The organism is Streptomyces sp. SS1-1, assembly GCF_008973465.1.
GTDB lineage: Bacteria > Actinomycetota > Actinomycetes > Streptomycetales > Streptomycetaceae > Streptomyces.
In genome coordinates this window covers 4,928,900-4,941,549 of the sequence record NZ_WBXN01000004.1, presented here as the reverse complement: position 1 = coordinate 4,941,549, position 12,650 = coordinate 4,928,900, and the positions used below count along the sequence as shown (strand labels likewise).

Genomic DNA, 12,650 nt, shown 5'->3' with positions numbered 1-12,650 from the left:
CCTCGCGATGGCGTGGAGAAGGGGGACACCGAGGAGCCGCGGGAGCCGGGAGGGCTCGGACCGCGGCCCGGTGTGCGCCTACGCCAAGGAGAGGAACATGCGGATCAAGCTAGCAGCCGGGACAGCCCTTAGGTGCGCGTCAGTCCCGCCACCAGTTCGTCCGCCGCGCGGTACGGGTCGAGTTCGCCGGCGGTGATCCGCTCCGCGAGGGCGCCGAGGCGGCGGTCGCCGTGCAGGTCGGCGATGCGTTCGCGCAGCGCGGTGACGGCGATGGTCTCGACCTCGCGGGCGGCGCGGGCGCGCCGGCGCTCGGCCAGGACGTCCCGCTCCTCCATCCAGGCCCGGTGCTTCTCCAGGGCCTCCACGACCTCGTCGACGCCCTCGCCGCGGGCGGCGACCGTCTTGACGATGGGCGGGCGCCAGTCGCCGGGGCCGCGGGACTCGCCGAGGCCGAGCATGTGGTTGAGCTCGCGGGCGGTGGCGTCGGCGCCGTCGCGGTCCGCCTTGTTGACGACGTAGACGTCGCCGATCTCCAGGATGCCCGCCTTGGCGGCCTGGATGCCGTCGCCCATGCCGGGGGCGAGGAGGACGACGGAGGTGTCTGCCTGGGAGGCGATCTCCACCTCCGACTGGCCCACGCCGACGGTCTCCACCAGGATCACGTCGCAGCCGGCCGCGTCCAGGACGCGGATGGCCTGCGGGGCGGCCCAGGCGAGGCCGCCGAGATGCCCGCGGGTCGCCATGGACCGGATGTAGACGCCGGGGTCGGAGGCGTGGTCCGACATGCGGACCCGGTCGCCGAGCAGGGCGCCTCCGGAGAAGGGCGAGGACGGGTCGACGGCCAGGACGCCGACCCGCTTCCCCTGCTTGCGGTAGGCCGTCACCAGCGCCGAGGTGGACGTCGACTTGCCCACGCCGGGCGAGCCGGTCAGTCCGACGACGTAGGCGTTGCCGGTGAGCGGCGCCAGCGCCGCCATGACCTCCCGCAGCTGCGGGGACGCCCCCTCCACGAGGGAGATCAGCCGGGCCACGGCCCGCGGCCGGCCTTCCCTGGCCTGGGCCACCAGGGTGGAGACGTCCTGCATCACAGCTCCGTTCACAGATCGTTCGCTACTGCGTCCTTACGGAAAGGACCTCAGGCCTTCGGTACCCGCACGATCAGCGCGTCACCCTGACCGCCGCCACCGCACAGCGCGGCCGCGCCGACGCCGCCGCCGCGCCGCTTCAGCTCCAGGGCGAGGTGCAGCACGAGACGGGCGCCGGACATGCCGATCGGGTGGCCCAGGGCGATGGCACCACCGTTGACGTTCACCTTTTCCGATGACACGCCGAGGTCCTTCATTGACTGCACCGCGACGGCGGCGAAGGCCTCGTTGATCTCGATGAGGTCGAGGTCGGAGACCTCCAGGCCCTCCTTCTTCAGGGCGTGCAGGATGGCGTTCGACGGCTGCGACTGCAACGAGTTGTCGGGGCCGGCGACATTGCCGTGGGCGCCGATCTCGGCGATCCAGTCCAGGCCGAGCTCCTGGGCCTTGGCCTTGCTCATGACGACGACCGCGGCGGCGCCGTCGGAGATCTGGGAGCTGGAGCCGGCCGTGATCGTGCCGTCCTTGGCGAACGCCGGGCGCAGCTTGCCCAGCGACTCGGCGGTGGTGTCGCCGCGGATGCCCTCGTCCTTGCTGAAGAGGACCGGGTCGCCCTTGCGCTGCGGGATCTCGACCGGGGTGATCTCGGCCTCGAAGACGCCGTTCTTCTGGGCGGCGGCGGCGCGCTGGTGGGACAGGGCGGCGATCTCGTCCTGCTCGGGGCGGGCGATGCCGAGGCGGGTGTTGTGCTTCTCCGTGGACTCGCCCATGGCGATGTTCTCGAAGGCGTCGGTCAGGCCGTCGTGGGCCATCGCGTCCAGGACCTGCACGGCGCCGTACTTGTAGCCCTCGCGGGACTTCGGCAGCAGGTGGGGCGCGTTGGTCATGGACTCCTGACCACCGGCGACGATCACGTCGAACTCGCCGGCGCGGATCAGCTGGTCCGCGAGGGCGATGGCGTCGAGGCCGGAGAGGCACACCTTGTTGATGGTGAGCGCGGGGACGTTCATGGGGATGCCGGCCTTGACCGCGGCCTGGCGCGCCGGGATCTGCCCCGCCCCGGCCTGGAGCACCTGGCCCATGATCACGTACTGGACCTGGTCGCCACCGATCCCCGCACGGTCGAGGGCGGCCTTGATCGCGAAGCCGCCGAGGTCGGCTCCGGAGAACGACTTCAGCGAGCCCAGCAGCCGTCCCATCGGGGTGCGGGCACCCGCGACGATGACGGACGTCGTGCCGTTTGCAGAAGACATGAGGTGAGATCCCCTTCCAGCCTGCACAGCCGAGGAGTGAACGAGGGTTTACTTCGAATGTACTGAGTGGCACTCCGTGCCGTCACCGGGCCGTCGGTGTGATCGCGCGCACGTTGCGTAACCACCCCGTGGGCGCTCCACTGAATCCATGCTGACGCGAATCGACCACATCGGAATCGCCTGCTTCGATCTCGACAAGACCGTCGAGTTCTACCGGGCCACCTACGGCTTCGAGGTCTTCCACTCCGAGGTCAACGAGGAGCAGGGCGTCCGCGAGGCCATGCTCAAGATCAACGACACCTCGGACGGCGGCGCCTCCTACCTGCAGCTTCTCGAGCCGACCCGCCCCGACTCCACCGTGGCGAAGTGGCTCGACAAGAACGGCGAGGGCGTCCACCACATCGCCTTCGGCACCGCCGACGTGGACGGCGACGCCGCCGCGATCAAGGACAAGGGCGTGCGCGTGCTCTACGAAGAGCCGCGGATCGGCTCCATGGGGTCACGTATCACGTTCCTGCACCCCAAGGATTGTCATGGTGTTCTGACAGAACTGGTCACTTCGGCGCCTGTTGAGTCACCTGAGCACTGACCCTCGTACATAGGGGCCGGTAGGGTTGGGGGCGGTCGCTCTCTGAACCGAGGTGACCGCATGCCGGGGTCCGGGTATCGGGGGGCGAGCGTCGGGGCGGCAGCCCATGCTCCGCCGTTGATCTGACACCATTCCCCGGGGGCACCGTCCGTTCGGACGGACGGGGCTCATGGCCAGGGATGCGACCAGGGGACGGATGGGACCGCGCAGTGCGGGGCTACGAACGCCAGGAGCGAGAGCCGGCGGCTGACGTCGACCACCTCTCTCGGTTCGAGGCCGAGATGGATCGGCTGAAGACCGAGCGGGAGAAGGCGATCCAGCACGCCGAGGACCTCGGCTACCAGGTCGAGGTGCTGCGCGCCAAGCTTCACGAGGCGCGCCGCACCATCATGTCCCGGCCCGCCTTCGACGGCGGTGACATCGGATACCAGGCCGAGCAGTTGCTGCGCAACGCCCAGGTGCAGGCGGACCAGCTGCGCCAGGAGGCCGAGCGCGAGCTGAGCCAGGCCCGCGCGCAGACGCAGCGCATCCTCCAGGAGCACGCCGAGCAAGCCGCCCGGCTCCAGGCCGAACTGCACCAGGAGGCGGTCACCCGCCGCCAGCAGCTGGACCAGGAGCTGGCCGAGCGCCGGCAGACCGTCGAGTCGCACGTCAACGAGAACGTGGCGTGGGCGGAGCAGCTGCGCGCCCGCACCGAGCAGCAGGCCCGGCGTCTGCTGGACGAGTCGCGCGCCGAGGCCGAGCAGGCCCTGTCGGCCGCGCGCGCCGAGGCCGAGCGGCTGGCCGGCGAGGCCCGCCGCCGGCTGACGGACGCCGCCGAGGAGGCCCGTACCGAGGCGGAGCAGATCCTGCGCCGGGCGCGGACCGACGCCGAGCGCCTGCTGAACGCCGCCTCCACCCAGGCCCAGGAGGCCACCGACCACGCCGAGCAGCTGCGCAGCTCCACGGTCAACGAGTCGGACGCCGCCCGCCGCCAGGCCACCGAGCTGAGCCGCGCCGCCGAGCAGCGCATGGCCGAGGCCGAGGAGGCGCTGCGCAAGGCGCAGTCCGAGGCGGAGAAGCTGGTCACCGAGGCCAAGGCGGCCGCCGAGAAGACGCTGTCCGGGGCCGAGTCGGCCAACGAGCAGCGCATGCGCACGGCCAAGGAGCAGGTCGCCCGGCTGGTCGAGGAGGCCACCAAGGAGGCCGAGAACACCAAGGCCGACGCCGAGCAGGTCATCGCCGACGCCCGCGCGGAGGCCGAGAAGGTCCTCGCCGAGGCCGCCGAGAAGGCCCGCACGCTCACCGCCGAGGAGAGCGCGACCCAGCTGTCCAAGGCCGCCAAGACCGCCGAGGACGTGCTCAACAAGGCGCAGCAGGAGGCGCAGAACACCACCAAGGCCGCCGTCGAGGAGGCCGAGCGGATCCGCCGGGAGGCGGAGACCGAGGCGGACCGGCTGCGCGCCGAGGCGCACGACATCGCCGAGCAGCTCAAGGGCGCGGCGAAGGACGACACCAAGGAGTACCGGGCCAAGACGGTCGAGCTGCAGGAGGAGGCCCGCCGGCTGCGCGGCGAGGCCGAGCAGCTGCGCTCGGAGGCCGTCGCCGAGGGCGAGAAGATCCGCGCGGAGGCCCGCAAGGAGGCCGTCCAGCAGATCGAGGAGGCGGCCAAGACCGCCGAGGAGCTGCTGGCGAAGGCCAAGCAGGACGCGGACGACCTGCGCCAGAAGGCCACGACGGACAGCGAGAAGGTCCGCACCGAGGCCATCGAGCGGGCGACCACGCTGCGCCGGCAGGCCGAGGAGACGCTGCAGCGCACCCGCCAGGAGGCCGAGCGGCACCGCGAGGAGGTCGTGGAGCAGGCCGAGGGCATCAAGGCCGACGCCGAGCGGGCCGCCCAGGAGCTGCGCGAGGAGACCGAGCGCGGCGTCGAGGCGCGCCGCGCGGAGGCCGCCGAGGAGCTGACGCGCCTTCAGACCGAGGCCGAGCAGCGGCTCGCGGCGGCCGAGGAGGCCCTCTCCGACGCCCGCGAGGAGGCCGCCCGCATCCGCCGGGAGGCCGCCGAGGAGACCGACCGGCTGCGCACCGAGGCCGCCGAGCGGATCCGCACGCTCCAGCAGCAGGCCGAGGAGGACGCCGACCGGCTGCGCACCGAGGCCGCGTCGGACGCGTCGGCGTCCCGCGCCGAGGGCGAGGCCGTCGCCGTACGGCTGCGGTCGGAGGCCGCGGCCGAGGCCGAGCGGCTGAGGTCGGAGGCCCAGGAGACCGCCGACCGGGTGCGTGCCGAGGCGCAGGCCGCCGCCGAGCGGCTGGCCACGGAGGCGTCGGAGACGCTGGCCGCCGCCCAGGAGGAGGCCGGCCGGCGCCGGCGCGAGGCCGAGGAGCTGCTCGGTTCGGCGCGTCAGGAGGCCGACCAGGAGCGTGAGCGGGCCCGCGAGCAGAGCGAGGAGCTGCTGGCCTCCGCCCGCAACCGGGTCGAGGAGGCGCAGGCCGAGGCCGAGCGCCTGGTCGAGGAGGCCGACCGGCGCGCCACCGAGATGGTGTCGGCGGCCGAGCAGCACGCCCAGCAGGTCCGCGACTCCGTCACCGGGCTGCACGAGCAGGCCCAGGAGGAGATCGCCGGGCTGCGCAGCGCCGCCGAGCACGCGGCGGAGCGCACGCGCCGGGAGGCCGAGGAGGAGGCGGACCGGGTCCGTACCGACGCCTACGCCGAGCGGGAGCGGGCCGGCGAGGACGCCGGGCGGCTGCGGCGCGAGGCCAAGGAGGAGGCGGAGGCCGCCAAGTCGCTGGCCGAGCGCACGGTCGGGGAGGCCATCGCCGAGGCGGACCGGCTGCGCGCGGAGGCCACCGAGCACGCCCAGCGGCTGCGCACCGAGGCGTCCGACCGGATCGCGGAGGCGGACCAGGCGGCGTCCCGGACCCGGGCGGACGCCCGCGAGGACGCCAACCGCATCCGCTCGGACGCGGCGGAGCAGGCCGACACCCTCATCACCGAGGCCCGTTCCGAGGCGGAGCGGCTGCAGTCGGAGACGATCGCCGAGGCCGACCGGATGCTGGCCGACGCGCTCGCCAAGGCGGAGAAGCTGGTCGGTGACGCCACGTCGGACGCGGAGCGGCTGCGCGCCGAGGCCGCGGACGCGGTCGGCTCGGCGCAGCAGCACGCGGAGCGGGTCCGCGGGGAGTCGGAGCGCGTCCGCGCCGAGGCGGCCGCGGAGGCCGAGCGTCTGGTGGCCACGGCCCGCGAGGAGGCCGAGCGCACCCTGGACGAGGCCCGCAAGGACGCCAACAAGCGGCGTTCGGAGGCGGCGGAGCAGGTCGACACGCTCATCACGGAGACGACCGCCGAGGCGGACAAGCTGCTCACCGAGGCGCAGCAGCAGGCGCTGAAGACGACCGCGGACGCGGAGGCGCAGGCCGACACGATGGTCGGCGCGGCCCGCAAGGAGGCGGAGCGGCTGGTCGCCGAGGCGACGGTCGAGGGCAACACCACGGTGGAGAAGGCCCGTACGGACGCCGACGAGCTGCTGGTCGGGGCCCGCCGGGACGCCACCGCGATCCGGGAGCGGGCGGAGGAGCTGCGCGACCGCATCACGAGCGAGATCGAGGACCTGCACGAGCGCGCCCGGCGCGAGGCCGCCGAGACGATGAAGACGACCGGCGACCGCTGCGACGCGCTGATCAAGGCGTCCGAGGAGCAGCTGGCCAAGGCGCAGGCGAAGGCCAAGGAGCTGGTGTCGGAGGCCAACTCGGAGGCCGGCAAGGTCCGTATCGCCGCGGTGAAGAAGGCCGAGGGGCTGCTCAAGGAGGCCGAGCAGAAGCGGGCGCAGCTGATCCGCGAGGCCGAGGAGCTGAAGGCGGAGGCGATCCGCGAGGCCAAGGCCACGGTCGAGGAGGGCAAGCGCGAGCTGGAGGTCCTCGTCCGGCGCCGCGAGGACATCAACGCCGAGATCTCCCGGGTGCAGGACGTCCTGGAGGCGCTGGAGTCCTTCGAGGCTCCCGGCGGGGCCAAGGACGGCGGGGTCAAGGCGGGGGCGACCGTGGGCGCTCCCCGATCGGGTGGCAAGTCGTCAGACGGCTAGCGCCCGGCGCGGGTTCCGGTGACACCTGGGGGCTTTGACCGGGTTTTTGGCAAGCCGTCCGACGGTTAGCCACTCAAAAGGGGTCTCATTCTCCAGATCAAACACGTATCCGCTCGATGACACACCGCTTCGGCCCCTAGGATTCCACTTATCACCTCACCGGTCTCATTCGACAGGAACCCCATGAGCGACACTTCCCCCTACGGCTTCGAGCTTGTGCGGCGTGGGTACGACCGCGCTCAGGTGGACGAACGGATCTCGAAGCTCGTCTCCGACCGTGACAGCGCTCTCACCCGTATCACCGCCCTGGAGAAGCGCATCGAGGAGCTCCACCTCGAGACGCAGAACGCCCAGGCGCAGGTGACCGACGCCGAGCCGTCGTACGCGGGCCTCGGCGCGCGCGTCGAGAAGATCCTCCGCCTCGCCGAGGAGGAGGCCAAGGATCTGCGCGAGGAGGCGCGCCGCGCGGCGGAGCAGCACCGCGAGCTCGCCGAGTCGGCGGCCCAGCAGGTACGCAACGACGCAGAATCGTTCGCTGCGGAGCGCAAGGCCAAGGCCGAGGACGAGGGCGTCCGCATCGTCGAGAAGGCGAAGAGCGACGCCTCGCAGCTGCGGTCCGAGGCCCAGAAGGACGCTCAGTCCAAGCGTGAGGAGGCCGACGCCCTCTTCGAGGAGACCCGCGCCAAGGCCGCGCAGGCCGCCGCCGACTTCGAGACGAACCTCGCCAAGCGCCGGGAGCAGTCCGAGCGCGACCTGGCCTCGCGTCAGGCCAAGGCCGAGAAGCGCCTCGCCGAGATCGAGCACCGCGCCGAGCAGCTGCGCCTGGAGGCCGAGAAGCTGCGCACCGACGCCGAGCGCCGTGCCCGCCAGACGGTGGAGACCGCGCAGCGCCAGGCCGAGGACATCGTGGCCGACGCGAACGCCAAGGCCGACCGGATCCGTTCGGAATCCGAGCGCGAGCTGGCCGCCCTCACCAACCGCCGCGACAGCATCAACGCCCAGCTGACGAACGTCCGCGAGATGCTCGCGACGCTCACGGGCGCCGCGGTGGCCGCCGCCGGCACGCCGGCCGAGGACGAGCCGATCTCCCGCGGGGTCCCGGCGCAGCAGACCCGGTGACCGGCTGACGCCGTAGGACGACGACCGAGGCCCGTGCCCCCTGAGGGGTGCGGGCCTCGGCCGTTTCCTGGGGCTGTTCGCGCCGTCCGGGTGGCATCGGCCCAACGGTCCCCCTAGCGTGGCCGCATGATCGAGCTCTCGGGGCTGACCAAGCGGTACGGCGACAAGGTGGCGGTGAACAACCTCTCCTTCACCGTCAGACCCGGCATCGTCACGGGCTTCCTCGGGCCGAACGGCGCGGGCAAGTCGACGACGATGCGGATGGTGCTGGGCCTGGACCACCCGACGGCCGGTGACGTCCGGATCGACGGCAGGCACTACGAGGAGCTGAAGGACCCGCTGACGTACATCGGCGCCCTGCTGGAGGCGAAGGCCTGGCACGGCGGCCGCAGCGCCTACAACCACCTGCTGTGCCTGGCGCAGAGCAACGGCATCCCGGCGAGCCGGGTCCGCGAGGTGCTGGAGACGGTCGGTCTGACGGCGGTCGCCCGCAAGAAGACCAAGGGCTTCTCGATGGGCATGGGGCAGCGCCTCGGCATCGCGGCCGCGCTGCTCGGCGACCCCCGCATCCTGATGTTCGACGAGCCGGTCAACGGCCTCGACCCCGAGGGCATCCACTGGATCCGCACGCTGATGAAGTCGCTGGCGGCCGAGGGACGTACCGTCTTCGTCTCCTCCCACCTGATGAGCGAGATGGCGCTGACCGCCGACCACCTCGTCGTCATCGGGCAGGGCCGGCTGCTCGCCGACACCTCCATGGCCGACTTCATCGCCCGCAACTCCCGGGCGTTCGTCCGGGTCCGCAGCCCTCAGCGGGAGCAGTTGCTCGACGTGCTGCGCGCGGAGGGCGTCACCCCGGTGGAGGCGGGCGACGGCGCGCTGGAGATCGACGGCGGCACGGCCGCGCGGATCGGCGAGCTCGCGGCCCACCACGGGATCGTGCTGCACGAGCTGAGCACACAGCAGGCGTCCCTGGAGGAGGCCTTCATGCAGCTGACCGCGGAGTCGGTCGAGTACCACGCGCACACCGGGCGGGCCCCGGCCCCGCCGCCGCCGCCGCAGCAGCAGCAGCAACAACAGCAGGCGTGGGGCGAGGGCTGGAGGAGGAGCTGACATGGCGACGACGCAGGTGCTCCGCTCGGAGTGGACCAAGATCCGCTCGGTGGCGTCCACCGTGTGGACGCTCTCCCTGGCGCTGGTCGTGACCGTGGCCCTGGGGATGCTGATCTCGGCGCTGTCGAACAACGAGTTCGACAACATGAGCGAACGGGACCGGGTGGACTTCGACCCGACCTTCATCAGCTTCGCGGGGATGAGCCTCGGTCAGCTCGCGATGATCGTGTTCGGCGTGCTCGTCGTCTCGAACGAGTACAGCACCGGGATGATCCGCGTCTCGCTGGCCGCCGTGCCGCGCCGCGGCACCTTCCTGTTCAGCAAGATCGCGGTGGCGACCGGGCTGGCGCTGGCCGTCGGGCTGGCGACCAGCTTCCTCACCTTCTTCCTCGGGCAGGCGATGCTCGGCGACCACCGGGCGTCGATCGGCGACCCGGGGGTGCTGCGGGCGGTGTTCGGCGGCGGGCTGTACATGATGCTCATCGCGATGTTCTCGATGGGGATCGCGGCGATGCTGCGCTCGCCCATGCTGTCGCTGGGCATCCTGATGCCGTTCTTCTTCCTGGTCTCCAACATCCTCGGGAACGTCTCCGCCACCGAGAAGGTCGGCCGCTACCTGCCCGACCAGGCCGGCAGCGCCATCCTCCAGGTGGTCACCCCGGTCGACGACGACCGCCCCTACGGCCCCTGGGGCGGGCTCGGCATCATGGCGCTGTGGGTGATCGCGGCCGTGGCCGGCGGCTACCTCACCCTGCGCAAGCGGGACGCCTAGGAGGGGCCCCGGGGGGGCCGGCGCGGCGAAGTTTTACTCGCCCTTGAGTGGAACCGTCAGCGCCCCTATATCCTCCTAACCCTTACGGGGGGCGTGCGCCCCGCTGTCCTGAACCTTTCGATGGGTGCGGAGCATGATCGAGGCAGTCGGCCTGACCAAGCGCTACGGCGACAAGACCGCTGTGTACAACCTGTCCTTCCAGGTGCGGCCCGGTGCCGTCACCGGCTTCCTGGGCCCCAACGGCTCCGGCAAGTCGACGACGATGCGGATGATCCTCGGTCTGGACAACCCGACCGCGGGCCACGTCACCATCGGCGGCTATCCGTACCGCAGACTGCCGAACGCGCCCCGCCAGGTCGGCGCGCTGCTCGACGCCAAGGCCGTCCACGGCGGCCGCTCGGCCCGCAACCACCTGCTGAGCCTCGCGCAGCTCGCCGGCATCCCGGCCCGCCGCGTGGACGAGGTGCTGGGCGTGGTCGGCCTCCAGGACGTGGCCGGGCGCCGCTCCAAGGGCTTCTCGCTCGGCATGGGCCAGCGCCTGGGCATCGCCGCCGCCCTGCTCGGCGACCCGCAGGTGCTCCTGTTCGACGAGCCGGTCAACGGCCTCGACCCCGAGGGCATCCACTGGGTCCGGAACCTGATGAAGTCGCTGGCGGCCGAGGGACGTACCGTCTTCGTCTCCTCCCACCTGATGAGCGAGATGGCGCTGACCGCCGACCACCTCATCGTGATCGGGCGCGGCCAGCTGCTCGCCGACATGAGCGTGAGGGACTTCATCGCGGCGAACTCCGCCGGGTTCGCCCGGGTCCGCACCCCCGACACCGAGCCGCAGCTGCGCGAGAAGCTGGCGGGCGCGCTCACCGAGGCGGGCGGGCACGTGCTGCCCGAGCAGGACGGCGCGCTGCGGGTGACCGGGCTGCCGCTCCCCCGCATCAGCGACGTCGCCCACGCCTCCGACGTACGGCTGTGGGAGCTGTCGCCGCACCAGGCGTCGCTGGAGGAGGCGTACATGCGGATGACGCAGGGCGCCGTCGACTACCGCTCGACCGACGACCAGAAGGCCGGGCTGCAGCAGCCGCTCCCGCCGGGCGCGCAGCCGCCGATGCCGGTGCCCGGTCAGGGCCAGCCCGGCTGGTACGCCCCGCCGCCGCCCCAGCAGGGCGCTCCCGGCCCGTACGGCGCGCCCGGGGACCCGGGCGCCGTCCCGGCCAACCCGTACGCCCAGCCGGCCGCCCAGGCGCCGCAGGACGCGCCCGCGAGCCAGGCGCCCGCGCCGCAGCCCGCCGCCGCGCCCGCGCCCCCGCAGGCGCCCGCCCAGCCGCCCGCCCAGCCGCCCGCGCCGGCCGCCGCGCCCCAGGACGCCGCCCCCGCCGCCCCGACCAAGCCCGAGGAAGCCCGATGAGCACGCCCCAGCCCCCGATGCCGCAGACCGCCGCACCGACCTGGCAGGCGGCTCCCGGTCAGCCGTACCCCACGTACACCTCGCCGATCCCGGTGGTGCGCACGCACCTCGGGCACGCGCTCGCCTCGGAGTGGACGAAGATCCGCTCGGTGCGCTCCACGATGTGGACGCTCGGGGTGTTCGTCGTGCTCGTGGTCGGCATCGGCCTGGCGGTCGCCGCGCTGATCGCCGCCAACGCCGCGGAGGAGAGCCTGGCGGGCGAGAGCCCCCTGTCGTTCGGCTTCTTCGGGCTGCTGCTCGGCACGATCTGCGTGATCACGCTGGGCGTGCTGACGACCGCGTCGGAGTACGGCACCGGCATGATCCGCACCACGATGACGGCCTGCCCGACCCGCGGCCGGGTGCTGGCGGCCAAGGCGATCGTGTTCTTCGCGGTGGCCTTCACGGTGACGCTGGTGTCGGCCCTGCTGGTCGCCCTCGCGGACGTGGCCATGCTCGACGGCGCCCGCGAGCCGTCCACCGAGGAGTGGCTGAAGGGCACGGTCGGCATCTCGCTCTACATCGCGCTGCTCGGGCTGCTCTCGCTCGTCGTCGGCTCGGTCATCCGGCACTCGGCGGGCGCGATCACGATCATGATCGGCCTGCTGCTGGCGCCGCTGGTGATCGCCCTGTTCATGTTCTCGGAGAGCCTGCAGGACCTGCAGCAGGCGCTGTTCGAGTACTCCATCCCCAACCAGCTGAGCGTCTTCTACGCGCAGTCCCTGTCGGAGTCCGGCCCGCACGGCTGGGACCCGCTGTGGATCATGCTCGGGGTGACGGCCGCCGCGTTCGCGGGCGCCTGGGCGCTCCTGGAGCGGCGCGACGTGTAGCGCTCAGAACCTCGGCGCGTTACGGGACCGCTGCACCCGCGTGGTGCGGCGGTCCTTCGCGTTCCAGCACGCCTTGTGCCAGTGCCGGCGGTCGTCGACGCCCGCGTGGTCCGGCCAGGCGACGACGTGCGGGACGCCGTCCGGGATCATCTGGTCGCAGCCCGGGCAGCGGTACGTCTTGCCCTGCGCGCTGGCGCCCGCCACGTGCCGTACGTTCCAGTCCTCGCCCTGCCAGGTCTCCGAGGACTGCCAGCCGCCGTAGCGGCCGGAGCGGTCCTCCCCGGCACCGCGGCCGGACGGACCGGCGCCCTTGGATCGGTTGCGACGCGGGGACACGGGACACCTCACGGAGCTATACAGGACGGGGGCCGTCTCCAGCCTACGCGGCAC

10 protein-coding genes are annotated in these 12,650 nt (G+C 72.6%); 7 read left to right on the top strand and 3 right to left on the bottom strand.

Annotated features, from left to right (window positions below):
- Nucleotides 1-128 precede the first annotated feature (128 nt).
- The gene (gene meaB, locus F8R89_RS24225) at nucleotides 129-1,085 is read right to left on the bottom strand and encodes a methylmalonyl Co-A mutase-associated GTPase MeaB (protein ID WP_151785916.1); all 957 of its coding nucleotides are present in this window, start codon (nucleotides 1,083-1,085) and stop codon (nucleotides 129-131) included.
- Between the two features lie 50 nt (nucleotides 1,086-1,135).
- Complete coding sequence (locus tag F8R89_RS24220) at nucleotides 1,136-2,338, bottom strand: acetyl-CoA C-acetyltransferase (RefSeq protein ID WP_151785915.1); 1,203 nt, start codon at nucleotides 2,336-2,338, stop codon at nucleotides 1,136-1,138.
- 148 nt (nucleotides 2,339-2,486) lie between these two features.
- Here F8R89_RS24220 and mce point away from each other — a divergent pair, with 148 nt between their 5' ends.
- The 7 genes from mce to F8R89_RS24185 all read left to right on the top strand — a co-directional run bounded on the left by mce (nucleotide 2,487) and on the right by F8R89_RS24185 (nucleotide 12,260).
- Nucleotides 2,487-2,927, top strand: coding sequence for a methylmalonyl-CoA epimerase (gene mce / locus F8R89_RS24215; protein ID WP_055625010.1), 441 nt, complete (start codon nucleotides 2,487-2,489; stop codon nucleotides 2,925-2,927).
- A gap of 209 nt (nucleotides 2,928-3,136) precedes the next feature.
- A complete protein-coding gene (gene scy, locus F8R89_RS24210) occupies nucleotides 3,137-6,985 on the top strand; it encodes a polarized growth protein Scy (RefSeq protein ID WP_151785914.1) in 3,849 nt (1,282 codons plus the stop codon).
- Nucleotides 6,986-7,168: 183 nt separating this feature from the next.
- On the top strand, nucleotides 7,169-8,104 hold the full coding sequence (locus tag F8R89_RS24205) for a hypothetical protein (RefSeq protein ID WP_062667721.1): 936 nt from the start codon (nucleotides 7,169-7,171) through the stop codon (nucleotides 8,102-8,104).
- Between the two features lie 126 nt (nucleotides 8,105-8,230).
- A complete protein-coding gene (locus F8R89_RS24200) occupies nucleotides 8,231-9,217 on the top strand; it encodes an ATP-binding cassette domain-containing protein (protein WP_151785913.1) in 987 nt (328 codons plus the stop codon).
- 1 nt (nucleotide 9,218) lies between these two features.
- A complete protein-coding gene (locus tag F8R89_RS24195) occupies nucleotides 9,219-9,989 on the top strand; it encodes an ABC transporter permease (protein ID WP_151785912.1) in 771 nt (256 codons plus the stop codon).
- Nucleotides 9,990-10,122: 133 nt separating this feature from the next.
- On the top strand, nucleotides 10,123-11,391 hold the full coding sequence (locus F8R89_RS24190; protein ID WP_151785911.1) for an ABC transporter ATP-binding protein: 1,269 nt from the start codon (nucleotides 10,123-10,125) through the stop codon (nucleotides 11,389-11,391).
- The gene (locus tag F8R89_RS24185) at nucleotides 11,388-12,260 is read left to right on the top strand and encodes an ABC transporter permease subunit (RefSeq protein ID WP_151785910.1); all 873 of its coding nucleotides are present in this window, start codon (nucleotides 11,388-11,390) and stop codon (nucleotides 12,258-12,260) included. The genes F8R89_RS24190 and F8R89_RS24185 overlap by 4 nt, the downstream gene beginning before the upstream one ends.
- A 3-nt stretch (nucleotides 12,261-12,263) precedes the next feature.
- Here F8R89_RS24185 and F8R89_RS24180 read toward each other — a convergent pair whose 3' ends face one another.
- Entirely contained in the window at nucleotides 12,264-12,596 is a 333-nt protein-coding gene (locus tag F8R89_RS24180; protein WP_151785909.1) for an ATP/GTP-binding protein, read from the bottom strand.
- Nucleotides 12,597-12,650: the final 54 nt, after the last annotated feature.